We start from the raw sequence: 24,691 nt of genomic DNA, 5'->3' as shown, positions 1-24,691 counted from the left end.
GACAGACAAAAAAAGCCCATCACAGGGGATGGGCAAAGACTACACACAGCAATTCTTTTCTTACTCAGGGAAATAAGGTTGTTTTAGAAATCAGGGGTTTGATTCAAAACATAAGAAACATGTTATTCACCCGGCCCTCTGGCGTCTTTAAGAATCCTCTTATTAGTTTAAAGCCAATAATATTTTGTCACGTTTACCAGGCCGTTTGGGTTAAAAAACAGTGCATAAAATAATCTTTTTTAAGCATGTTAGCGGTAATTTGCCCGGAAACTGGCTTTTTTCTTAAAATTTGCTAATGGATAAAAATAATATTGTGACGAAAAAGAATCAGGGCGGTTAACTACCATTAACCACCCTAATCATTGTAAGGAGAAAGGATAAAGGGATTAGACGACTGGATTTTCTTCGTCGTGCTCGGCGAGTTCTTCGACCACAGCCAAGGGATCATCGCTGGGCGGAGGAGCTTCATGCGTCCAGACTGACACCAGACGATAAGAGACTGCCAGCACCACGGGACCAATAAACAGTCCAATCATGCCAAAGGCGATTAATCCGCCAATCACGCCAGACAAAATCAGGATCATTGGCAAGTCAGCGCCTAGTCGGATCAGCATCGGACGCAGCACGTTATCCAGCGTGCCGACCACGCAACTCCAGATAAGTAGAACCGTGCCCCAGGTGGTGTCACCGCTCCAGTAAAGATAAATGATGGCGGGCACCAAGACTAACAGCGGGCCGATTTGCACCAGGCAGCAAAGAATCATCAATACGGTTAGCAACGTGGCGTAAGGGATGCCAGAAATGGCCAGCCCAATGCCGCCCAATATGCCTTGCACTAACGCCGTCACCACCACGCCCAACGCCACAGCGCGAATCGCTTGTCCAGCCAGTAATACTGCCGCATCACCACGCCTGCCTGCCATACGAAAGGCAAAGTGGCGGATACCGTGTGCAGCTTGCTCACCGCGCCAGTAAAGCAACACGCTAAACAGCAACATGACCGCAAGGTGGATCATGAAGCGGCCAAAATGGCCAGCTTGTGCCACGAAAAATCCGGTGGTGCGGCCAATATAAGGCTGCACTTGCGTCATGATTGCCGCACCGCCACCTGCCACTAACTTGTGATAGCTGGAATAAAGTTTCTCGCCAATCATCGGAATGCTGTTCAGCCAGGTCAGCTCTGGCATCATATGGCTTTGCGTTGCCCATGCAAAAACGGGCGCGCTATTATCGATCAAGCTGTTGACCAATAACGCGATGGGAAAGATAAACAGCAGCAGCAAAATAATCGTCATGGCGATGACCGCTAATGAGCGTCTCCCCCATAAAAGGTTTTGTAACTTCAACATCAGTGGCCAGGTTGCAATCACCACCATACTGGCCCAGGCAAAGCCCAGAATAAAAGGCTGCACCACCCATAAACAGGCAGCGATCAGCAGGAGAATAAACATCAGGGTGAACAGTATCTGCGGTAGATCCATATCCCGGTACAGGCTTTTCATAAGTGACTCATGACCTCGTTTGAATCCTTCAATTCCGGGCTTTATGCGCCCAGCCTAATCATGGGCTATTTAATGCCGTTTAAACAGGGTGCAAAGGAAACGATTTTACGTTTCTTGAAAAAACGGCAGCCCGATTAAAAATGTGATAAAACGAAGGATTAACGCAAATAATGCAGACGCAAACGTTTACAACATCTCGGTCTCACACTCATGATCCCACAGATTTCCCAGGCGCCAGGCCTCGTTCAACTGGTGCTGACGTTCCTTGAGTCGCTGAAAGAGCAAGGCTTTACCGGCGACACCGCGACCAGCTATGCCGATCGTCTTTCGCTGTCCACCGACAACAGCATTTATCAGTTGCTGCCTGATGCGGTGCTTTTCCCCGTTCAACTGCTGATGTGGCGCTTATCGCCCGTTTAGCGGGTGAGGAGCGCTTCGGCAGCTTGATCTTTACGCCACGCGGCGGCGGGACTGGCACCAACGGACAGTCGCTCAATCAGGGCATTATTGTCGACATGTCGCGACACATGAACCGCATTTTGGAAATCAATCCCGAACAAGGATGGGTGCGGGTTGAAGCGGGCGTGATTAAAGATCAGCTCAATGCCTATCTAAAGCCGTTTGGCTTCTTCTTTTCGCCGGAATTATCGACCAGCAACCGTGCGACACTCGGCGGGATGATCAATACCGATGCTTCAGGTCAAGGTTCGTTGGTTTACGGTAAAACGTCCGATCACGTTTTAGGTTTACGCGCGGTGTTGTTAGGCGGCGATATTCTTGATACCCGGCCGATGGCAACCGCATTAGCGGAAACGCTGGCGCAAACCCAAACTCCGGAAGGTCGCATTTATCAGCAGGTGTTAACCCGCTGTCGCGACCAGCGCGAATTAATCCTGGAAAAGTTCCCCAAGCTCAATCGATTCCTGACCGGATATGACTTGCGCCACGTCTTTAGCGACGATTTGCAAACCTTTGACCTGACGCGTCTGCTGTGTGGCGCAGAAGGCACACTGGCTTTCATTACCGAGGCGCGACTGGATATCACACCCATTCCGAAAGTACGTCGACTGGTTAACATCAAATATGACTCTTTTGATTCAGCGTTGCGTAACGCACCGTTTATGGTTGAAGCAAAAGCGTTGTCGGTGGAAACGGTCGATTCAAAAGTGTTGAATCTGGCGCGTGAAGATATCGTCTGGCATTCCGTTAAAGAACTGATCGCGGATGTGCCGGATAAAGATATGCAGGGACTGAACATCGTAGAGTTTGCGGGTGATAACGCCGAACTCATTGAGCGCCAGATCAGTGGTTTGTGTGTGCGGCTGGATGAATTAATGCTTCAGCAGCAGGGCGGCGTGATTGGCTATCAGCTTTGCAACGAACTCGACGGTATAGAGCGCATCTATAACATGCGTAAAAAAGCAGTGGGATTATTGGGTAATGCCAAGGGCCGCGCCAAACCGATTCCCTTTGTGGAAGATACGGCAGTGCCGCCAGAAAATCTTGCTGACTATATCGTTGAGTTCCGCGCGTTACTCGATGGTCACGGCTTGAGTTACGGCATGTTTGGTCATGTGGATGCCGGTGTTTTACATGTGCGTCCAGCGCTGGATATGTGCGATCCTCAACAGGAGATGCTGATGAAACAGATCTCCGATGAAGTCGTGGCGCTGACAGCACGCTACGGCGGTTTGTTGTGGGGGAACACGGTAAAGGCTTCCGCGCACAATACAGTCCCGCCTTTTTCGGCGAAACGCTGTTCAACGAACTGCGTCGTATTAAAACGGTTTTCGATCCGCATAACCGTCTGAACCCAGGCAAAATTTGTACACCCTTCGAAAGTCATGCGGAAATGATGCAGGTTGATGCGGTGAAACGCGGTACTTACGATCGTCAGATTCCGCTGACGGTGCGTAACGACTGGCGTGGTGCAATGGAATGTAACGGCAACGGCTTGTGCTTCAATTTTGATGCGCGCAGTCCGATGTGTCCGTCGATGAAAATCACCCGCAACCGCATTCACTCGCCGAAAGGGCGCGCTACGCTGACACGTGAATGGTTACGGCTATTGGCAGAGCAGGGCGTTGATCCGCTTGAGTTGGAAAAACAGCTGCCTGAAAATCGGGTTTCAATGCGTACCTTTATAAGTCGCACGCGTAACAGCTGGCATGCGAATAAAGGTGAATATGATTTTTCGCATGAGGTCAAAGAGGCGATGTCAGGCTGCCTGGCCTGTAAAGCGTGTTCGACACAGTGCCCGATCAAAATTGATGTGCCTAACTTCCGCTCACGCTTCCTTCAGCTTTACCACACGCGCTATCTGCGTCCGATAGGCGATCATCTGGTGGCTGCGGTAGAGAGTTATGCGCCGCTAATGGCGAAAGCGCCAAAGGTGTTTAACTACTTCCTCAGGCAACCCTGGATGCGTGATATGAGTAAAAAGCACATTGGCATGGTTGATTTGCCGCTGCTTTCGTCACCTACGCTTAAGCAGCAGCTAAGTGGTCATTCCGCCATGAATATGACGCTGGAACAGCTGGAGGCCGTAAACCATACACAGCGTAAAGAGTATGTGCTGGTGGTGCAGGATCCGTTTACCAGTTTCTATGAAGCGAAGCTGGTTAATGACTTTGTGAAGCTGATTGAGAAGCTAGGCTATCGTCCGGTGCTGCTGCCGTTCTCTCCGAACGGCAAAGCGCAGCATGTGAAAGGTTTTCTGCAACGCTTTGCGCGTACCGCCAGTAAAACGGCTGATTTCCTGAATCGTATGGCAAAACTGGACATGCCGATGGTGGGCGTCGATCCCGCTACCGTGTTGTGTTATCGCGATGAATATCGCCAAACGTTGGGTGAAGCTCGCGGCGACTTCAACGTTCAGCTGGTGCATGAATGGTTGCAAACTGCGCTAGCTGAGCGAGCCGTGCAGAACAGTAGCGGAGAAGCCTGGTATTTGTTTGCGCACTGTACGGAAGTCACTGCGTTACCTGCCACGCCTAATCATTGGCAAGATATTTTCTCCCGCTTTGGCGCTAAGTTAGAAAACGTCAATGTTGGCTGTTGTGGCATGGCGGGAACTTACGGTCACGAAAGCAAAAACCTCGAAAACTCGTTAGGGATTTACGCACTTTCCTGGCACCCACAGTTGCAAAAGCTCCCGCGACAGCGCTGTCTGGCAACGGGGTATTCCTGCCGCAGCCAGGTGAAACGCGTTGAAGGTAATGGCATGCGTCATCCACTTCAGGCATTGTTAGAGATAGTGTAAAAAAATTGTGCGCGACGTCACGACGTGGCTGGATTAGAATATCCAGCCCGCGTGGCGGACAAAGTCGCTTTGCAGCGTGGTCGCTTTGTCCCACTCGCCGACCATCGCCAGTTGATGACAAAGACGAGTGAGTGATAAACGCGCAAGTTGGTAGGCCTGAATGCGGAACAGGCGATCGCGATCGGCATTACCCATTTCCTGCACTAAACGGTGATGCAGTTTACCCATTGCATGCAGATAGCTGTGATCGTCACCATTGAGCTGGCAGATTTCAGCCATATCCAGACAGGTATCGTTGAACTGGCGTAACTGTTGAATAGTACAGTCGGCCCGATCAAGTTTTGCCTGCGACATATAAAAGTCGACGGTGATATCGCGCATTGAAAACGTATATTCGTCGATTTTGTGCTGAAGCCAGGCTGAGACAGAAAGCGTCATAAAGCCATCCTGAAGCGTGAATGATAATAATTATCATATTCAATTAGGTCAGGATTGCAATTGCCGGGCAGAAATATTTATCGATTTATCTCGCCTGTTAAAACAATTGGAAATAACAATCTGTTTACATCGCAGAAAGGCGTAACCTATCAATTACGCTTTTACCAGAAAGTGGTGAAAATAAATTTCACTATTTATTAACAGGTTACATCATGCCTCTTCATATTGGCTGTCTCACCGCAAAGTGAGTTGAAGAGGCTATGCTTAATAAAGCAGCAATTAAAAACAGCACAAGATGATTATCCCTGCAAAACAAGAGGTTGAAGTGATCACGCAGATCACTACCATAGGGGGATAGCCTGAAAAGGTCCGGACTCAAGAGGTATCAACATGGCATCTGTTAATGCAGACTCTTTCTCACCTGACGATTTCGTCTGGAAAGGGTTAACACTGACCGAAACCGCAGCGCAGCAAATTCTCAATCTGGTCGCACAGGACCCGGAAGTCAAGGGCTTGCGACTGGGCATCAAACAATCCGGCTGTGCCGGTTTTGGTTACGTTATGGATCTGGTTAAACAACCAGTCGATGACGATCTTCAGTTCTCGTTTCATGGCGCAACTCTGTTTGTGCCGCTTCAGGCGATGCCGTTTGTTGATGGCACCGAAGTGGATTACGTTCGCGAAGGCCTGAATCAGATCTTTAAATTCAATAACCCTAAAGCTCAGCACGCCTGCGGGTGTGGTGAAAGCTTTGGCGTCGAGTAAGTGAAATATGTCACGACACAGCGAAGCATCTGACGATGTACAAATGTGGGAAGGCAAGCTCAATTACAAAGAGGGCTTCTTTACCCAATTGCAAACCGAAGAATTTGCTCACGGCATCAATGAAGATGTGGTGCGCGCGATCTCGGCTAAGCGTAACGAGCCAGAGTGGATGCTGGAGTTTCGTCTAAAAGCCTTTCGCGCCTGGCTTGAAATGGAAGAGCCGCACTGGCTGAAAGCGCATTACGAGAAGCTCGATTATCAGGATTACAGCTATTACTCCGCGCCTTCTTGCGGTAACTGCGATGACAGTTGTGAATCTGAACCGGGAGCAACCCAAGCTTCTGGCAGCACACCTGCCAGCGATTATCTGACGCAGGAAGTTGAAAACGCGTTTAACCAGCTGGGCGTTCCGGTACGTGAAGGCCGGGAAGTGGCTGTGGATGCCATTTTTGACTCCGTTTCCGTCGCCACGACCTATCGCGGCAAACTGGCTGAGCAGGGTATTATTTTCTGCTCATTCGGCGAAGCGATTCATGATCACCCTGAGCTGGTGAAAAAATATCTCGGCACGGTTGTCCCGCCGAACGATAACTTCTTCGCCGCGCTGAACTCTGCAGTCGCCTCTGATGGCACCTTTGTTTACATCCCGAAAGGGGTGCGTTGCCCAATGGAGTTGTCGACCTATTTCCGCATCAATGCGGCGAAAACGGGTCAGTTTGAGCGCACTATTTTGATTGCCGACGAAGACAGCTACGTCAGCTATATCGAAGGATGTTCTGCGCCTGTGCGTGATACCTATCAGCTGCACGCAGCGGTAGTAGAAGTGATCATCCACAAAAATGCCGAAGTAAAATATTCAACGGTCCAGAACTGGTTCCCAGGCGGCGAAGGCGAAGGCGGTATTTTAAACTTCGTTACCAAGCGCGCGCTGTGTGAGGGCGACCACAGCAAAATGTCGTGGACGCAGTCTGAAACCGGATCGGCAATTACCTGGAAATACCCAAGCTGCATTCTGCGTGGCGACTATTCGGTTGGCGAATTCTATTCCGTTGCCTTGACCAGCGGTCGTCAGCAAGCGGATACCGGCACCAAGATGATTCACATTGGTAAAAACACCAAGTCGACCATCATCTCTAAAGGTATTTCTGCCGGTAAGAGCCAAAATACCTATCGCGGGCTGGTGAAAATTATGCCAACCGCAACGAATGCACGTAACTTCACTCAGTGCGATTCCATGCTTATCGGCCCTGATTGTGGCGCACATACCTTCCCGTATGTTGAAACGCGTAACAATACGGCGCAGCTTGAGCACGAAGCGACGACGTCACGTATCGGCGAAGATCAGATGTTCTATTGTCTGCAGCGCGGTATCAGTGAAGAAGATGCGATTTCAATGATCGTCAATGGTTTCTGTAAAGACGTTTTCTCTGAGCTGCCACTGGAATTCGCCGTGGAAGCACAAAAACTGTTAGCTATCAGTCTTGAGCACAGTGTGGGCTGATTGCCGGCACATGCGTTGCCGGAAGCAATGTGAAGGATTAAGTATGTTAAGCATTAAAGATTTACAGGTTAGCGTTGAAGACAAAGCCATTCTGCGCGGTCTGAACCTTGAGATTAAACCGGGTGAAGTTCACGCCATCATGGGCCCGAACGGCTCCGGTAAAAGTACGCTGTCAGCTACGCTGGCGGGGCGTGAAGATTACGAAGTAACTGGCGGTTCGGTAACGTTCAAAGGCAAAGATTTGCTGGAACTGGAACCTGAAGAACGCGCAGGCGAAGGCATCTTCATGGCGTTTCAATATCCTGTAGAAATTCCAGGCGTCAGCAATCAGTTCTTCCTGCAAACCTCGGTAAACGCGGTACGTAAATATCGCCAGCAGGAAGAGTTAGATCGCTTTGATTTCCAGGATTTCATTGAAGACAAAATTCATCTGCTGAAAATGCCAGAAGATTTGCTGACCCGTTCAGTCAATGTTGGCTTCTCCGGCGGTGAGAAAAAACGTAACGATATTCTGCAAATGGCCGCGCTGGAGCCAGAGCTGTGCATCCTTGATGAAACCGACTCAGGTCTGGATATCGATGCGCTGAAAACCGTAGCAAACGGCGTAAACAGCCTGCGCGACGAGAAGCGTGCTTTCATCATCGTTACGCACTATCAACGTATTCTGGATTACATCAAACCAGATTTCGTGCACGTGCTGTATCAGGGCAAAATTGTTAAATCTGGCGATTTCTCGCTGGTGAAACAGCTGGAGGAGCAGGGTTATGGCTGGCTTACCGACGAAGAGTGAGAACGCGCTGCAACAGTGGCATCACCTGTTTGAATCACGTGGTGAAGTCCGTTCGCTGCAGGCTCAGCAACATTGGCAGCAGCTAATGCGTGTGGGTTTACCGACCCGCAAGCATGAAAACTGGAAATACACCCCGCTAGATACGCTGCTGTCTCAGCAGTTTGTTCTCCCGCAGGGGCAAGCGCTCAGTGCCGAACAGGTTGATGGTTTTGCCTTACCGCTTGACGCTATCCGCCTGGTGTTTGTTGATGGCCGTTTTCAGGCCGCTTTAAGCACACGTGATACTGAACTGTTTGAGATTCAGCACAGCCTGGCGGCCGAACGCCGTCCGCTGCCTGCACCTGTTCAACCGGAAGTCTTTTTGCACCTGACGGAAAGTCTGGCGGAAGAAGTGACGTCGATTCGCCTGGCGCGTGGCAAATCTGCGGCGCGTCCGCTGTATTTGCTGCATATCACCAGCGGTCAGCAAGATGGTATGAACACGGTACATCACCGTCATCATCTGCAGCTTGAACAAGGCGCCGAGGCGGAAATCATCGAGCATTACGTGACGCTGAATGCGACCACGCATTTCACGGGCTCACGTTTTACTTTTGACGTGGCTGATAACGCACGGTTGAAGCACACCAAGCTGGCGTTTGAAAGCAGCGAAAGCTATCACTTTGCGCACAATGATATTGTCATTGGTCGTGATGCAGACGTCAGCAGCACCAGCTTCTTGCTGGGCGCAGGCCTGACGCGTCACAACACCAGCTCGCAGCTGAACGGTGAAAACACCCAGCTGGCAATTAACAGCTTGGTGTTGCCAGTGAAACAGGAAGTAGCGGATACCCGTACTTATCTGGAGCACAACAAAGGCTATTGCACCAGTCGTCAGATGCACAAAACCATCGTGCGTGACAAAGGGCGTGCGGTATTTAATGGTCATATTAAAGTGGCCAAGCACGCGCTGAAAACTGACGGGAAGATGACCAACAACAACCTGTTGCTGGGACGTTTGGCGGAAGTGGACACCAAACCGCAGCTCGAAATTTATGCGGATGATGTGAAGTGTGGTCACGGTGCAACGATAGGTCGCATTGATGACGAGCAGATGTTCTACCTGCGTTCACGCGGTATTAAACAGGATGCAGCACAGACCATGATCATTCACGCTTTTGCGGCGGAATTGACTGAAACACTGGAAAATGAGGTGCTGCGTGTAGCAGTACTGCAGCGTATTGCTGAACGCTTTCCTGGAGGCGATGCATGATGAAATTCGATCTCGAGCGGATCAGGGAGGATTTTCCTATCCTGAAGCGTGAGGTCAACGGTCATCCGCTGGCCTACCTTGATAGCGCGGCCAGCGCACAACGTCCGCTGGCGGTGATTAATGCCGAAAGCCATTTTTATCAGCACGGCTATGCAGCCGTGCATCGTGGCATTCATACCTTGAGCGCCCAAGCGACCAGTGACATGGAAAACGTGCGCGATCAAGCTGCACGTTTTTTGAATGCCTCTTCGCCAGAAGAAATTGTATTTGTTAAAGGCACCACAGAAGGTATCAACCTGGTTGCTAACAGCTGGGGCGGCAGTCAGCTGCAGCCTGGCGACAACCTGATTATTACCGAGATGGAGCATCATGCCAACATCGTGCCGTGGCAGATGGTGGCTGAGCGTACCGGTGCTGAAATCCGCGTTCTGCCATTAACCGATAACGGTGAACTGGCTGTAGATCAGCTTGCAGGCTTGATTGATAACCGTACGCGCCTGCTGGCGGTGACGCACGTTTCTAACGTGCTTGGCACGATCAACCCTATCAAAGCGCTTGTGGCGCAAGCCAAAGCAGCAGGATTGGTCACGCTGATTGATGGTGCGCAAGCAGTGATGCACGACAAAGTCGATGTGCAAGATATTGACTGCGACTTCTACGTCTTCTCCGGCCATAAATTATATGGACCCACCGGCATTGGTATCTTGTACGGCCGCAAAGCGTTGCTTGACGCGATGCCACCGTGGGAAGGCGGCGGCTCAATGATTTCCAGCGTAGTGCTACCAACCGGCACAACGTGGAACACGTCGCCATGGCGCTTTGAAGCGGGTACACCGAATACGGGCGGCATTATCGGTTTAGGCGCGGCGTTAGCTTATGTGCAAGCATTGGGACTTGATACCATTCATCAACGTGAAAGCGTGTTGATGAACTATGCGTTAGACAAGCTTTCGTCGGTACCAGATATTCAAATTTATGGGCCGCCAACACGCACAGGCGTGATCGCCTTTAACCTCGGCAAGCATCACGCGTTTGATGTGGGCAGTTTCCTCGATCAATACGGCATTGCGATTCGTACTGGACATCATTGCGCCATGCCGCTGATGCGCCATTACGATGTACCAGCGATGTGCCGCGCCTCTTTCACTTTCTATAACAGTGAAGAGGAAGTGGATCGCCTGGCGGCAGGCCTGACGCGTATTCATCGTCTGCTGGGTGGTTGAGTAGAGTAAACGGAGTCACAAATGGCGAATTTGCCAGAAAAAGAGAAGCTGGTGCGCAACTTCAATCGTTGCGCTAACTGGGAAGAGAAATATCTTTACATCATTGAACTGGGCGCAAAACTTCCAGAATCCTCTGAAAGCTTGCATCAGCCTGAGAACGTGATCTCAGGGTGCCAAAGCCAAGTGTGGATCAAAATGACGCCACAGGCAGATGGCACCATCACCTTTGAAGGTGACAGTGATGCGGCGATCGTTAAGGGATTGATTGCAGTGGTTTTTAGTTTGTATCAAAACCTCTCTGCGGCTGATATTTTCGCGCTCGATGTGCGTCACTGGTTCGGTGAACTGGCCTTGATGCAGCATCTTACGCCCACGCGTTCGCAAGGGCTGGAAGCGATGATTCGGTCTATTCGCCATACCGCTCAGAACCTCTCCTAAGCTAAACTCCACAGACGCCAACCGGCGTCTGTTTTTTTATCTAAAGAGAAAATTGCATGAAACCTGCTTTATGTATGGCCGGTGCATTGCTGCTGACCTGTTTTGGGCTCTCTGCACCCACATTTGCCACGGAATATCCTCTTCCTCCCCCTGATAGTCGCCTGATTGGTGAGAATACGCTTACCCAGGTTCCCGATAACAAACGTCCTCTTGAAGATATTGCTGCCCGATATAAAGTAGGGCTGCTGGGCATGCTGGAAGCGAATCCCGGTACCGATCCCTGGCTACCGAAAGCGGGAACACAACTGACCGTACCGCTACAGATGATTCTGCCTGACACGCCGCGCGAAGGCATTGTGGTTAATCTCGCGGAGTTACGCCTTTATTACTATCCGAAAGGCGAAGACAAAGTGATCGTTTATCCTATCGGGATTGGCCAGTTAGGTGCAGCAACGCCAACGATGGTCACCAGCATCAGTCAGAAGGTCCCTAACCCGACCTGGACGCCTACCCAGAACATCCGTAAGCGTTATGCGAAAGAGGGCGTTACGTTGCCTGCTGTAGTGCCTGCTGGCCCCGATAATCCGATGGGCCTCTTTGCGTTGCGTCTGGCGCGCGGAACAGGTCAATATCTTATTCATGGCACCAATGCAAAATTTGGTATCGGGATGCGCGTAAGTTCTGGCTGTATTCGCCTGCGTACTGAAGATATCGAAGCGCTGTTCAATAGCGTGCCAAAAGGTACGCGGGTGCAAATCGTGAACCAGCCGGTGAAGTATGCGGTGGAGCCTGACGGTAAACGCTATGTGGAAGCGCATCAGCCGCTGTCACGTACCGACAAAGATGACCCACAAACCATGCCGATTGCGTTAAGCGCTAATCTCAAAAGCTTTATGAAAAGTGATAAGAGCGACACGGCACTGATCAAGGCGACAATAGAACGCCGCTCAGGGATGCCGATATTGGTGAGTAGCGGTGAGAAGGTTAAGGATGATACGCCGCTGCCAGCTGTGCTGCAGGGAGCGCAGGAAGGACAAAGCGCGACCATCAGTCAGGCAATGGGTGAGAGTGCTGAGACTTTGCCTCAATAATACATTTGAGTCAGGAACGATAAGCAAAAAAATGGCGCCTCAAGGGCGCCATTTTTAAACCAGAACTCTTACTTGCGGTAAGAGTGAGCCTGGTTGTCCAGACGCTGGTTAGCGCGTGCTGCGTCATCTTTAGCAGCCTGAACGTCTGAACGCACTGCGTTCACGTCGTTGCTCAGTTGGTCAACTTTAGCGTTCAGAGTCTGAACGTCTGAAGACAGCTGGTCGATTTTAGCGTTGCTTGAGCAACCAGCCAGCAGAGTTGAACCCAGAATTACCGCGCCCAGTACCAGTTTAGTACGATTCATTATTTATACCCTCTAGATTGAGTTAATCTCCATGTAGCGTTACAAGTATTACACAAAGCTTTTTAAGTTGAGAATAAATTTTTCATGAGAAGATGCTTAAACATGATCGTTCGCTCAAAGAAGCAGCGGTTAGCAGAATATGATAAAAAATTTAGCGAAAACAGAGAGATTTAATCGGATTAACCTTAATTTAAAGCGAATTTGAATAGTTATTTTCTATTGGAATTTTCCTGCATTTGTATTAAGTACAAAATAAAAAAAGCGCCCCTGAAGGCGCTTTTAAATAAATACTCAATTATTAATTAAAGTACGTGTACTGAGGCAGTATTTGTGGTTCCACTTGGTACTAACGCACCGGATACCAGCACGACAACATCGCCTTTCTGACCATAGCCACTTTCTAATGCCGCTTCTTTACCCAGACGATAGAAATCATCCGTTGAAGCAATTTCGGACACTAAACGCGTTTCTATCCCTTTGCTCAGAATTAACTGACGCGCTGTGGTCGCGTTGGTAGTCAGCGCCAGAATGGTGGCGTTAGGGAAATATTTACGTACTGCTTTCGCTGACTTGCCGCCTTCGGTTGCAACCACAATCAATGGCGCTTCCAGTTTTTCTGCGGTTTCAACAGCACCACGACAAACGGCTTCGGTAATGCGCAGTTTGCGGGTGTCGTTTTGGCTATCGATGCGTGATTTCATGACGCGATCGGTACGTTCGCAGATGGTCGCCATGATGGTGACCGATTCCAGCGGATATTTACCTTTAGCGCTCTCACCAGACAGCATAACGGCATCGGTGCCGTCCAGAATGGCGTTGGCAACGTCACCCGCTTCAGCGCGAGTAGGGCGTGGGTTTTTGATCATCGAATCCAGCATCTGCGTAGCGGTAATCACCACTTTGCGTGCTTTATTACATTTTTTGATCATCATCTTCTGAGCGAAGATCACTTCTTCAACCGGGATCTCAACACCTAAGTCACCACGTGCAACCATGATGCCGTCAGAAGCTTCAAGGATTTCGTCGAAGTTGTTCAGGCCTTCCTGGTTTTCAATCTTAGAGATGATCTGGATATGCTCGCCGCCATGCTGCTTAAGGTGCTCACGGATTTCCAGCACATCAGAACGTTTACGGATGAAAGAAGCCGCAACGAAATCTACGCCTTGCTCACAACCGAAAATCAGGTCGCGCTTATCTTTTTCAGCTAATGCAGGCAGTTGAATAGATACGCCTGGCAAGTTTACGCCTTTGTTTTCACCGAGATCACCGTTGTTCAACACTTTGCAAACCACGGTGTTTTCAGTGACTTCGGTTACTTCCATGCCGATTAAGCCGTCATCTACTAATACCGTGTTGCCGATTTTCAAATCAGCGGTAAAGCCTGCATAAGTCACAGCAACGCGTTCGCTATTACCAATGACGCTTTGATCGGTAGTAAAGGTAAAGGTTTGACCCGCTTTCAGGGAAGCATCATTGCCACCTTCAAGCTTCATGGTACGAATTTCAGGACCTTTAGTGTCCAGCAGGATGGCTGCCTGATGACCGGTTTTTTCAATCACGGCGCGCATGTTAGTAATACGTTGGCCATGTTCGGCGTAGTCGCCGTGAGAAAAATTAAGGCGCATAACGTTCATGCCTGCTTCAAGCAGTTGGGTCAACATCTCTTCAGATTCGGTTTTTGGACCGATAGTACAAACGATCTTAGTCTTTTTCATGACAGGATTTCTATAAGTTGTGATGGATGATAAAGGTTGAGATTCGATGGCGATGCACCGAAGTGAAAATTCTGATTGAAATCGAAACGGGCGATACAGAGTAAGAATAGGTGACGAAGGCCAGGCGTGCAGGGAAGTTGTGCGGTTACGCTAGATAACCACCACGTTGTTGTTGCGCAAATAATCTGAGTTATCGCAGTAAGCACGTGATCGCTGAAACCTTTCAAGTGAACAACGCGGCACAGTATAATCGCTAAGTATGCGAAAACCAATTAAAAAGCGGTACGGGTTTGCGATGTAGATCAAGAAAAACGGGGTTTGCGCAACAGGATAAAAAATGAGAGTGGTGCGCTCTAGTGGACTCGAACCACCGACCCCCACCATGTCAAGGTGGTGCTCTAACCAACTGAGCTAAGAGCGCATTTAAAAATTGGTGCGTCCGAGTGGACTCGAACCACCGACCCCCACCATGTCAAGGTGGTGCTCTAACCAACTGAGCTACGGACGCACTTGGTGCGCTCTAATGGACTCGAACCATCGACCCCCACCATGTCAAGGTGGTGCTCTAACCAACTGAGCTAAGAGCGCAACATGCTGTCAGGGCGACAGCGGGGACGAATATTAACGGCACGCTAAGAGACTGGCAAGGGGAAAAATGTTTTTTTCGTGATGACTGTCGAGCAACTGCGCTATGCGCCGTTTTTTTAGACACAACGGGCCTTTTCAGGCCCGTTCAACGACTTAGCGCGCCGCGCGTGTCAGAATTAATTGCGTAGGTAACTGCTGTAAACGTCGGATGCGCCACAGCATCATTATTGCGGCGGAGGTTAGGCCAATAATAAAGCCACACCAGAAGCCTGCCGGACCCAGGCGTGGCAGCACCCAATCAGTCATTGCCAGAATATAGCCCGTTGGAAAGCCGAGCAGCCAGTATGCAATAAACGTGATAAAGAAGATTGATCGCGTATCTTTGTAACCCCGTAAGATACCGCTGCCAATAACCTGAATAGAATCAGAGAATTGATAGATAGCGGCCAACAGCATGAGTTGGGCTGCTAATGTAATAACTTCAGGGTTATCGGTATAAAGCAGCGCAATATCGTGGCGGAATGTCACGGTAAAGAGCGCTGTTATCGCCGCCATGCTGATGCCAACGCCCTGGGCCGTCCATGCTGCCACGCGAGCCTGCTCGGTGGAACCTTGCCCTAACCGGTAACCCACGCGAATGGTAGTAGCGACCCCCAATGATAAGGGCAAGACGAACATCAGAGAACTAAAGTTCAGCGCTATCTGGTGGCCTGCGACATTGATAATACCAAGCGGTGAAACCAAAAGTGCAACGACCGCAAACAGCGTTACTTCAAAAAGAGTGCCAACGCTACGGGCAGCCCCAGCGTGACCAAACGGCTAAGGATAGGACGCGAAGGAGGTGACCAGCGGCTCTCTATGCGAATGTCGCGCATACTGCCCATTCTGCGAACCCAAAAGCGCATACAGATGAACATCACCCAATAGACCGATGCTGTTGCCACACCACATCCCACACCACCCAGCGCGGGCATACCGAAGTGACCATAAATAAAGATGTAATTTAATGGGATATTCACCAGCAAACCGAGGAATCCTAATACCATGCCTGGTTTGGTTTTTGACATTCCCTCGCACTGGTTACGCAGGACCTGAAAAAACAGATAGCCCGGCGCGCCGAACAGCAGCGCATGGAGATAGCCCTCGGCTTTAAGGGCTAACAGCGGATCGATGTCATGCATCGAACGAATCAAATAGCCCGCATTCCACAGCACCAGCATGATTAAAATAGAGACAAAAAAGGCCAGCCAGAATCCCTGGCGAATTTGTTCGCCGATGCGTTCGCGGCGACCTGAGCCGTTGAGTTGCGCAACGGTGGGCGTCAATGCAAGAAGAAGACCATGGCCAAACAGGATGGCCGGAAGCCAAATGGAAGTGCCGACAGCAACGGCGGCCATATCCGTGGCGCTGACTGCGCCGGCCATAATGGTATCCACAAATCCCATTGCGGTTTGAGCCACCTGAGCCAGGATGACTGGAATCGCAAGGGCCAGCAATTGACGCGCTTCTGTTAAATACTTCTGCACGTAAACACCTGACTTATTTAATTAATGAAGGGACGTTGAAAGCCCCGGAGAAAAGCGCGGCTTAGTGTAACTGGCGTGACAAGATTCGCCAATCTTTGTCACACGATGCGTTTTGCTAAGCTGTAAAGCAACACGCAGGGCTGAAACCTAACAGCCTTCAATAGCTGTGATAAACTAGCGCAAACTTCGCAGAGGCAAAGACTATGTTTACCGGTATTGTGCAGGGCACCGCAGAAATAGTGTCCATTGAAGAAAAAGAGTTGTTTCGTACCCATGTAGTCAGACTGCCGCAAGAATTATTGCCAGGTTTAGCATTGGGCGCATCGGTAGCACATAACGGTTGTTGTTTAACCGTTACTGCTATTGAGGGCGATCTGGTGAGTTTCGATTTAATAAAAGAAACATTGCGCGTAACCAACCTTGGCGATCTACAGCCGGGCGATATCGTGAATATAGAGCGGGCAGCGAAATTCAGCGATGAAATTGGTGGCCATCTGATGTCAGGTCATATTATGACCACTGCTGAAATCTGCAAAATTATCCAGTCTGAAAACAACCGTGAAGTCTGGTTTAAAATTCAGGATCCGGCGCAGATGAAATATATTCTGCATAAAGGTTTTGTCGGCATTGATGGTATTAGTCTAACAGTGGGTGATGTCACGAAAACCAAGTTTTGTGTCTACCTGATCCCAGAAACGCTGGAGCGGACAACGCTCGGTGCGAAGACCTTTGGGGATCGAATCAACATTGAAATTGATCCACACACACAGGCGATTGTGGAGACGGTAGAGCGCGTTTTGGCTCAGCGTGAGTCCGCCGCGATTAAAGCATTATCCGAGCAGGGCGATCGAGAATAAAAAGCAGAAGGCGCATTGAGCGCCTTCTGCTTTTAATCCAGACTTCAGCGTGCCACGCGTAACCCACCTTCGACACCGCGGCTAAACACCACTTGCCATAACTGAATGTCTCGAGCACGAAACGCGCCCGCACACGCATTCAGATAATATGAGAACATGCGCTTAAAGCGTTCACCATAATTATCTGCCAGCTCAGGCCATGCCTGTAAGAAACGCGCGTACCAGGCCATTAATGTCGTGTCATAATCAGCACCAAAGTTGTGCCAGTCTTCCATAACAAAATGCGGCTCGCTGGCGTCAGCAATATGGCGCATTGAGGGTAAACAGCCGTTAGGGAAGATATATTTATCAATCCATGGATCAACATTCATATCCGTTACAATGGCGCCAATAGTGTGAAGTAAGAAAAGGCCATGAGGCTTTAAATTACGATCTACTACATCGAAATAGGTCGCGTAATTTTTGGGGCCGACGTGTTCAAACATACCCACTGAAACGATGCGATCAAATTGCCGATCAAGGTCGCGATAATCCTGAAGCAGAATAGTGACATCCAAGCCTTCACAGCGCTGCTGGGCCAGTTTTTGCTGTTCAGCTGAAATCGTGACGCCATGTACCTTAACGCCATAATGACGCGCCGCATAAGCGGCCAGTCCGCCCCATCCGCAACCAATATCTAACAAAGACATACCCGGCTCAAGCTGCAGCTTGCGGCAGATCATATCTAGTTTGGCTTCCTGAGCAGCCTCTAAGGTTGTTGCGTCTTTCCAGTAAGCACAGGAATATTGCATATAGGGATCGAGCATCAGCGTAAATAAATCATTGCCTAAGTCGTAATGCTCTTTACCTACCATCCATGCGCGCTTTTTCGATTGTAGATTCGTTAATCGCGCGGCAGCAATACGCAAAGTATCTTTGAAATGGTGCGGTAATTTCTGGTCCAGTTTGTGCTTTAGCACGCGGTGAAAAAATATATCCAGCTGTTCACACTCCCACCAGCCATCCATATAACTTTCGCCTAAACCGAGCGAACCTTCCTGCAAGACACGTTTGAAAAAATCAGGATTAATAACCTGAATATCCCAGGGGCGAGTACCATTGATTTCGATATCTGCTTGTTCCAGTATTTCATGAACGATGCGATACCAATGGTTTTCTTCAAGGCTCACTTCTTCTATAAACGATGAACTCATAGCTTCTCCATCACCTGTCCAACCTGAACCTGAGAAAAAGAATAGCCAATTTCTCAGGGGTTTTGAGAAAAGTCACGGAATGGCCCGTGCGCCTGATATCCGACGTATTACAGAGGATTGAAAAGGAACAATGTTGGTCTCTCACAATAGAAAACAGAGATATTGTGCAGACGCCATCCCAGCGACAAAGTCGCTAAAAACACTCTAATTATGTTGTTGATTTGTAGCAGATTTATTGACCCGAATGAGTATATTATCACTCGGGTCAGTATTCAATGACTTATTGTTAGGTTGCTAATTAAAATCTTTCGCCTCAGTGATTATCCTGGCAAACGGATTTTGACGAGGCAACATCAGTTTGTGCGCTGACCTGGCGTTGGATGCGGTATCCCAGCAGGGCAAGCAAGATCGTCAGTGCCATAATCATTGTGGTGGTATGTAAGGCATGTTGCAAACCCGCAGAAACGGCAAGGCTGGCGGCGAAACATAATCCTAATTGCAAACAGTTTTGCAGCGCTGCCGCTTTGCCCGTTGCATGAGGAAAAGGTTGTAGGGCGCTGGAAACGACAATGGGATAAATTGCACCGTTAGCTAACGCCATGCCGCAGAACGGCAGTAGCAGCGCCGTCAGGTTATTGACACCTGCCAGTGCAACAGCAAACAGCACCAGAATGCTCACGCTGTAAATGACTAACATCCACGGCAATAGCTGCGCACCGTTAAAGCGATTGAGCAGGGTGCGACAACCAAAGCCACCGATCAAAAAGGCGATGGTTTGCGGCACATAGCTCAAGCCAATATCGGCAGGCGTTAATCCGATGTCTGCCAAAATAAAGGGCGAACCGGTTAACCAGGCAAAAAAGCTGGCCGAGCAGGCAGCGTAAATTATGACGTTTCCGCGATAAACCGAAGAGCGAAGCAGGGTGATAAAACCGGGCTTTTGCTGATCGTTATTGGAGACTTTACGTGTGGAGGGTAAACGCAACGTCACGGCAATCAGTGCAACTGCTGTGAGTGTTAAAACCAAAAAAATTGAACGCCAATGAAAATGACCGATAAGCCATGCGCCCAGCAGCGGCGCAAGTGCAGGTGAAAGTGCCACCAAAGGCATAATCGTCGCGAATACCTTATTCGCGCGCGCCTGCGGATAGCGATCAACCACTAAAGCCTGCCAACTCACCGCTGCGGCACAAACACCTACCGCCTGAATAAAGCGCAGCACCAGCATCAAAATAGTGTCAGTCACCCACAACATGCCTGCACAGCCCAAGGCAAACAGCGTCAGGCCTGCGAGTAAAACGGGCTTGCGCCCAATGCGATCAGACAGCGGTCCCCAGAAAAGCTGCGCGCAGGCGAATCCCGCAAGGAACAAGCTCATGCTGGCACTGATGATACCCGGTGACGTATTAAACGTTTGTTGCATGGCGCCGAACGCAGGTAAATACATGTCTGTTGCTAAAAAGCCCAGCATACTGAGCAGCGCAAGGTAAGGGATAAAGCTCTTATTCGATAACATCTTTTTCTCATTTTTGCAGAATGAACGCGGCAGAGTGTAAAAGGTGCGTTTAAACCTGTGAAACGTTAATATTTGCCACTGGCTGTTAAAAATTTTGAAGGCAGATTATGTGGTCAGAATATGCATTAGAAGTTGTGGATGCGGTAGCGCGCGGTGGAAGTTTTAGCGCAGCCGCACAGGAACTACACCGCGTTCCTTCTGCCATCAGCTATACGGTACGGCAGCTTGAAACCTGGTTGGCGGTTCCGCTATTTGAACGTCATCATCGCGAAGTGGTTTTAACCCCCGCAGGCGAACATTTTGTCCGCGAAGGACGCACTGTTATCAAAAAAATGCTGGCAACCCGACGTCAGTGTCAACAACTGGCAAATGGCTGGCGCGGGCAGTTAAGCATCGCGGTAGACTGCATTGTTAAACCAGAACGAACGCGGCAGTTAGTGAAAGACTTTTATCGTCATTTTCCCGACATGGAATTAATCATCAGTTACGAAGTGTTTAATGGTGTGTGGGATGCCTTAGCAGACGGGCGAGTTGACGTCGCGATTGGGGCAACCCAGGCTATTCCTGTGGGCGGACGCTTCGCCTTTAAAGATATGGGCGCGCTCAACTGGCGCTGCGTAGTGATGCGTGAGCATCCTTTAACACAGGCAGAGGCATTAGATGATGACACTTTGCGCAGTTGGCCGTCGTTGGTATTAGAAGATACATCACGGGCGCTGCCGCGTCGTATGACCTGGACGCTGGACAATCAGCGACGTTTGGTCGTGCCGGAATGGCAAACAGGGTTGGATTGTGTTTTGGCGGGGTTATGCGTTGCCATGGTGCCGGGGCATCTGGCTCGCCCGTTACTCGATTCAGGTGAACTGGTTGAGCTCACGTTACCGGAAAGTTTTCCAGAAAGTCCTTGCTGCGTAAGCTGGGCGGAAGATCGCGCATCACCGGCGCTGGGTTGGTTGCTCAGCTATCTAGGTGATGCGCAAACACTTAATCAGGAATGGTTAAGTGAGGATTAACGGCGGTAATCGCGGAAAGGGCCATAACCGACTGAGCGACGCTCAATCAGTGTGGGATGAACCTCAATGGTCTGAGACTCTTCGCGTTTACTGGTAATACGATCCAACAACATATCCAACGCTTTTTCCCCCAACTCCGCTTTTGGCTGATGCACGGTAGTTAATGCGGGTGCGAAATAGCGTGCGTTGCGCACGTTGTCATAACCGATCACGGAAATATCTTGTGGGACGCGTAATCCCATTTCATCTGCGGCACAAATGGCACCCATCGCCATGATGTCACCACCACAAAAAACGGCAGTCGGTCTTTGTTTCTGCGAGAGGATTTGCTGCATCGCCTGATAACCTGACTCAGGCTCGAAGTCACCTTGTACGATCCACTCTGCGCGAGGCTGGATATTGGCTTCTTCCATGGCCTTCAGGAAACCTGCGTGACGTCCGCCACCCGTGTTGCGTTCCATTTGGCCCGGAATTGCGCCAATGTCGCGGTGTCCACGTTCGATTAAATAGCGCCCGGCAAGATAACCGCCGTGGAAGGCGTTATCGAGCACAGTGTCGGTAAAATCGCCACGCGATTCACCCCAATCCATGACCACCATGGGAATATTGCGATTTTCTTCCAGCATCTTCAGCAGATCGTCTGGATATTCGGAGCACATCACCAATAAGCCATCAACGCGTTTCTGCGCCATCATGGACAGGTAAGCGCGCTGTTTTTGCAAATCGTTATGCGCATTACCTAAAATCAGGGTGTAGCCTTTGTCAAAACAGTGATTTTCCACAGCCTCAATGATTTCAGCAAAGTAGGGCGCTTCGCTGGAGGTGGCGAGCAATCCCAGCGTTTTGGTGTGATTTACCTTCAGGCTTCGCGCCACTGCGCTCGGCGAATAATGCAGCTCCTGAATGGCTTGCCAGACCGCATTACGCGTTTCCTCTGCCACGAAACGCGTTTTATTAATGACGTGAGAGACGGTCGTTGTAGAAACTCCCGCGCGTTTCGCCACATCTTTGATTGTTGCCATGAAAAAGAGACTCCCGAGCTTATCTTAACTAGTTGATAAGCATGATGTTAAACGTTTGCGTCAACGTAGGGTTTTGCCCGCAAATATACTGCTTTTTTGCCGGTAATATGGCGTCTGTGCGGAAAAAAAGCCAAAGGAAGACAGCGAACGGAACCGACGTTGCGCGCGTTGCGCAACAAAGGCGGGATTCTAACAAGGCTGAACGGATAAAACGAGATTTTTACTGGGCCTTATGGGAAAATGCTTTATCCACACAAACTGTGAGGCCAAGGAGAGATGATGAGTACCGAGATGAAAATGGCATTGATGACCACTGGCGGGGCATTATTAATGATCGTCGCTTTTAGCTTTACCGCTATTTTGCATTAATAAAAAAAGCCGGTTTAACCGGCTTTTTTATGCTCAATGATTCTATCGTATGGTTTTCGGCGTCATCATTCGTCGGGCACCAATATAATGGCGCTGCCAGTAATCTTCGCCTAATGCGCTGATCTGAATATCTTTGCCGGTGCGCGGCGATTGAATAAACTTCCCATCGCCTAAATAAACGCCAACGTGATCGGCGGTGCCGCGTCCATTGATGCGAAAGAATACTAAATCACCTTTCTCAAGCAATTCTCGCTTGATCGGCGCAGCATCACGCAGGTGATACATCTCATTGGCGGTACGTGGGATTTTAAACTTCAACAAATCTTTGTAGGCATACCATACAAGACCGCTGCAATCGAACCCGGTATGTGGAGAAGTACCGCCCCACTGATAAGGTTTGCCCAACTGACCCATGAGTTTTGCCATCGCTGTCTCGCGCGCTTTTTGATAACGCTGACGATGGGCCTTACTCATCTTAATCGTACCGAGCTCATTGGTTTCGGCTGCGATAACTTTCGATGAACGCTGGCGACCGTAATGTTTACTTGAGGATTTAAGCGTAATTTTTTTAGCGGAGGTATTATGTGCAACTAACTCGACTTTCTTCTGTTTTTTGAGTTTAAGTTTTTGAACGGAAGTCAGACGGGATTTCTTAACTGCGGTTTTTACCGGGCGTCGTTTACGCCGCTCATCTTCGCGTGCACTTTTTTCTCTACTTTATGCTGGCTGGCCTTAACCGGCGCATGCGGTGAAGCAGATGCGACGTTAAAGAACAGCTGGGCAAAAGCCAGTATGAAAAGCGTAATGATTAGACGCATAGTCCGGTTACAGTTGAGCTGTCAGGTTAAAAACGGCCATAACAGGGTTGGAAAAATCTGATCCAGGATCAGTGCCGAGGCCATTCTAGTCCAGATGTTTTTAAAAAAGTAAGTCCTTTTTCTATTAATCTGTTAGCTGATTGAAATTGGAGCGAAAATGAGCAATTTCAGCACCTTATATCAGCGAAATTATTGCTAATTATTAATACATTAATGCGCATTAATGATATGAGAGTGTTATTTCTTATACAGCGACTTAACAAACATGGCGGTTTGACCTTCCGAAAGTAAATTCTCATTTTCAGTCCGAGGGCGAAGTCGCTACAATAAACAAACACGAAGTGACGAATTAAGGAAGGCAATTATGAGTACTGTAGAAAAAATTCAGCGCCAGATCGCAGAAAACCCGATCCTGCTGTTCATGAAAGGCTCGCCGAAACTGCCAAGCTGTGGTTTCTCTGCTCAGGCGGTTCAGGCGCTGTCAGCCTGTGGTGAGCGTTTCGCTTACGTGGATATTCTGCAGAATCCAGATATTCGTGCTGAACTGCCGAAATACGCAAACTGGCCAACTTTCCCACAGTTGTGGATTGATGGCGAACTGGTCGGCGGTTGTGACATTATCGTTGAGATGTTCCAGCGTGGCGAACTTCAATCGCTGATCAAAGAAACCGCTGAGAAGTTTAAAGAAGCGGAATAAGAAAAAGGCCGACAAATGTCGGCCTTTTTACGTTATCTATTCTGAGGCGCTTTCAGCCGCATCGCCTTCTGCAAAGGGTAAGGGCCATCCACCCAGCCGCTTCCAGCGATTAACCAATTCACAAAACAGCGTGGCAGTTTGCTCAGTATCATAAAGAGCAGAATGCGCCTGTGTGCTGTCAAACTCCATGCCTGCCGCTTTACACGCTTTCGCTAAAACCGTTTGTCCCAAGACTAAACCGCTCAAGGCTGCGGTATCAAAAGTAGCAAAGGGATGAAAAGGATTACGCTTGAGGTTGGCCCGTTCAGCAGCAGCGTTCATAAAGTTCAAATCAAAGGTCGCATTGTGCGCCACCATAATGGCACGGTTACAGCCGGTATCCTTGATCCCTTTGCGCACCATTTTAAAAATGGCATGCAGTGCGTCATGTTCATCGACAGCGCCACGTAGCGGGTTATGCGGGTCGATGCCGGTAAAAGCCAACGCTTCGGGATGCAACAGCGAGCCTTCAAAAGGCTCAACGTGAAAATGCAGCGTCTGGTCGAGGTGAATCCAGCCATCTTCATCCATTTTCAGCGTTGTAGCGGCAATCTCTAACAGCGCGTCGGTTTGCGCATTAAAGCCAGCGGTTTCAACATCGATAACCACCGGAAAGAAGCCGCGGAAGCGTTGATTGAGCGCGTTTGGGGAATTCGATTCAGACATCAGGATCTCATTGCAGGGAATGGGCAGCGCGCATTATGACAAAAAACAGCGTTGGGTGCAGCAGGCCACAAAGGGCTGGGAAATATCAGCCTGCCGACAACAAGG

Annotated in this window: 19 protein-coding genes, 3 tRNA genes, 1 other RNA gene and 3 pseudogenes; 12 read left to right on the top strand and 14 right to left on the bottom strand. The window is 49.5% G+C overall.

The window, feature by feature from the left end:
- Positions 1 to 4 precede the first annotated feature (4 nt).
- Both rprA and ydiK read right to left on the bottom strand, forming a co-directional pair.
- Positions 5 to 93, bottom strand: an RNA gene (gene rprA / locus KQP84_RS13730) — antisense sRNA RprA.
- 293 nt (positions 94 to 386) lie between these two features.
- Entirely contained in the window at positions 387 to 1,502 is a 1,116-nt protein-coding gene (gene ydiK / locus KQP84_RS13725) for an AI-2E family transporter YdiK (protein WP_215846941.1), read from the bottom strand.
- Positions 1,503 to 1,712: 210 nt separating this feature from the next.
- Between ydiK and ydiJ the strand changes: the two are divergent.
- Positions 1,713 to 4,764: pseudogene (ydiJ, locus tag KQP84_RS13720) on the top strand (D-2-hydroxyglutarate dehydrogenase YdiJ).
- Positions 4,765 to 4,797: 33 nt separating this feature from the next.
- On the opposite strand, the gene KQP84_RS13715 reads toward ydiJ, so the two are convergent.
- The gene (locus tag KQP84_RS13715; protein WP_215846940.1) at positions 4,798 to 5,202 is read right to left on the bottom strand and encodes a hypothetical protein; all 405 of its coding nucleotides are present in this window, start codon (positions 5,200 to 5,202) and stop codon (positions 4,798 to 4,800) included.
- Between the two features lie 390 nt (positions 5,203 to 5,592).
- On the opposite strand from KQP84_RS13715, the gene sufA reads away from it, so the two are divergent.
- From sufA to KQP84_RS13680, 7 genes are read left to right on the top strand one after another with little or no spacing between them, the layout of a single operon-like run.
- Positions 5,593 to 5,967, top strand: coding sequence for a Fe-S cluster assembly scaffold SufA (sufA, locus tag KQP84_RS13710; protein ID WP_215846939.1), 375 nt, complete (start codon positions 5,593 to 5,595; stop codon positions 5,965 to 5,967).
- A gap of 7 nt (positions 5,968 to 5,974) precedes the next feature.
- Entirely contained in the window at positions 5,975 to 7,468 is a 1,494-nt protein-coding gene (gene sufB, locus KQP84_RS13705; RefSeq protein ID WP_215846938.1) for a Fe-S cluster assembly protein SufB, read from the top strand.
- A gap of 43 nt (positions 7,469 to 7,511) precedes the next feature.
- Positions 7,512 to 8,258 (top strand): Fe-S cluster assembly ATPase SufC, encoded by a 747-nt coding sequence (gene sufC / locus KQP84_RS13700; RefSeq protein WP_215846937.1) that lies wholly within the window; start codon positions 7,512 to 7,514, stop codon positions 8,256 to 8,258.
- A complete protein-coding gene (sufD, locus tag KQP84_RS13695; RefSeq protein ID WP_215846936.1) occupies positions 8,233 to 9,510 on the top strand; it encodes a Fe-S cluster assembly protein SufD in 1,278 nt (425 codons plus the stop codon). The genes sufC and sufD overlap by 26 nt, the downstream gene beginning before the upstream one ends.
- Entirely contained in the window at positions 9,510 to 10,733 is a 1,224-nt protein-coding gene (gene sufS / locus KQP84_RS13690; protein WP_215848290.1) for a cysteine desulfurase SufS, read from the top strand. Before sufD ends, sufS begins: the two co-directional genes overlap by 1 nt.
- A gap of 21 nt (positions 10,734 to 10,754) precedes the next feature.
- Positions 10,755 to 11,171, top strand: coding sequence for a cysteine desulfuration protein SufE (gene sufE, locus KQP84_RS13685; RefSeq protein ID WP_215846935.1), 417 nt, complete (start codon positions 10,755 to 10,757; stop codon positions 11,169 to 11,171).
- Between the two features lie 56 nt (positions 11,172 to 11,227).
- Entirely contained in the window at positions 11,228 to 12,262 is a 1,035-nt protein-coding gene (locus tag KQP84_RS13680) for a L,D-transpeptidase family protein (RefSeq protein WP_215846934.1), read from the top strand.
- Between the two features lie 68 nt (positions 12,263 to 12,330).
- On the opposite strand, the gene KQP84_RS13675 is transcribed toward KQP84_RS13680, so the two are convergent.
- The 6 genes and pseudogenes from KQP84_RS13675 to KQP84_RS13650 form a co-directional block, all read right to left on the bottom strand.
- Positions 12,331 to 12,567: a major outer membrane lipoprotein gene (locus tag KQP84_RS13675; protein ID WP_006118977.1), complete on the bottom strand. Its 237-nt coding sequence runs from the start codon at positions 12,565 to 12,567 to the stop codon at positions 12,331 to 12,333.
- A gap of 302 nt (positions 12,568 to 12,869) precedes the next feature.
- Positions 12,870 to 14,282: a pyruvate kinase PykF gene (pykF, locus tag KQP84_RS13670; protein ID WP_215846933.1), complete on the bottom strand. Its 1,413-nt coding sequence runs from the start codon at positions 14,280 to 14,282 to the stop codon at positions 12,870 to 12,872.
- 344 nt (positions 14,283 to 14,626) lie between these two features.
- Positions 14,627 to 14,703: transfer RNA gene (locus tag KQP84_RS13665), tRNA-Val, on the bottom strand.
- A gap of 10 nt (positions 14,704 to 14,713) precedes the next feature.
- Positions 14,714 to 14,790: transfer RNA gene (locus tag KQP84_RS13660), tRNA-Val, on the bottom strand.
- 3 nt (positions 14,791 to 14,793) lie between these two features.
- A tRNA-Val gene (locus tag KQP84_RS13655) sits at positions 14,794 to 14,870 on the bottom strand.
- 153 nt (positions 14,871 to 15,023) lie between these two features.
- Positions 15,024 to 16,396 (bottom strand): annotated as a pseudogene (locus tag KQP84_RS13650) (MATE family efflux transporter).
- Positions 16,397 to 16,599: 203 nt separating this feature from the next.
- Between KQP84_RS13650 and KQP84_RS13645 the strand changes: the two are divergent.
- Complete coding sequence (locus tag KQP84_RS13645) at positions 16,600 to 17,253, top strand: riboflavin synthase subunit alpha (RefSeq protein WP_215846932.1); 654 nt, start codon at positions 16,600 to 16,602, stop codon at positions 17,251 to 17,253.
- A 44-nt stretch (positions 17,254 to 17,297) separates the two neighbouring features.
- Here the strand turns inward: KQP84_RS13645 and cfa are convergent, their stop codons facing one another.
- A complete protein-coding gene (cfa, locus tag KQP84_RS13640) occupies positions 17,298 to 18,446 on the bottom strand; it encodes a cyclopropane fatty acyl phospholipid synthase (RefSeq protein WP_215846931.1) in 1,149 nt (382 codons plus the stop codon).
- Between the two features lie 313 nt (positions 18,447 to 18,759).
- A complete protein-coding gene (gene punC / locus KQP84_RS13635; protein ID WP_215846930.1) occupies positions 18,760 to 19,962 on the bottom strand; it encodes a purine nucleoside transporter PunC in 1,203 nt (400 codons plus the stop codon).
- Between the two features lie 107 nt (positions 19,963 to 20,069).
- Here punC and punR point away from each other — a divergent pair, with 107 nt between their 5' ends.
- Positions 20,070 to 20,975, top strand: a complete 906-nt coding sequence (gene punR / locus KQP84_RS13630; RefSeq protein WP_215846929.1) for a DNA-binding transcriptional activator PunR — start codon at positions 20,070 to 20,072, stop codon at positions 20,973 to 20,975.
- Here punR and purR read toward each other — a convergent pair.
- Positions 20,972 to 21,997 carry an HTH-type transcriptional repressor PurR gene (gene purR, locus KQP84_RS13625; protein WP_215846928.1) on the bottom strand — a complete coding sequence of 342 codons (1,026 nt, stop codon included), beginning with the start codon at positions 21,995 to 21,997 and terminating at the stop codon, positions 20,972 to 20,974. The two genes, punR and purR, sit on opposite strands and share 4 nt — an antisense overlap.
- 276 nt (positions 21,998 to 22,273) lie before the next feature.
- Between purR and cydH the strand changes: the two genes are divergently transcribed.
- A complete protein-coding gene (cydH, locus tag KQP84_RS13620; protein ID WP_215846927.1) occupies positions 22,274 to 22,366 on the top strand; it encodes a cytochrome bd-I oxidase subunit CydH in 93 nt (30 codons plus the stop codon).
- 42 nt (positions 22,367 to 22,408) lie between these two features.
- Here the strand turns inward: cydH and KQP84_RS13615 are convergent.
- A pseudogene (locus KQP84_RS13615) lies at positions 22,409 to 23,184 on the bottom strand (C40 family peptidase).
- Between the two features lie 361 nt (positions 23,185 to 23,545).
- On the opposite strand from KQP84_RS13615, the gene KQP84_RS13610 reads away from it, so the two are divergent.
- Complete coding sequence (locus KQP84_RS13610) at positions 23,546 to 23,881, top strand: Grx4 family monothiol glutaredoxin (RefSeq protein ID WP_208612774.1); 336 nt, start codon at positions 23,546 to 23,548, stop codon at positions 23,879 to 23,881.
- A 36-nt stretch (positions 23,882 to 23,917) separates the two neighbouring features.
- Here KQP84_RS13610 and rnt read toward each other — a convergent pair whose 3' ends face one another.
- A complete protein-coding gene (rnt, locus tag KQP84_RS13605) occupies positions 23,918 to 24,586 on the bottom strand; it encodes a ribonuclease T (RefSeq protein ID WP_215846926.1) in 669 nt (222 codons plus the stop codon).
- Positions 24,587 to 24,691: the final 105 nt, after the last annotated feature.

The organism is Candidatus Pantoea bituminis, assembly GCF_018842675.1.
GTDB classification, from domain to species: Bacteria; Pseudomonadota; Gammaproteobacteria; order Enterobacterales; family Enterobacteriaceae; genus Pantoea; species Pantoea phytostimulans.
This window is presented reverse-complemented; position numbering and strand designations above follow the sequence as displayed.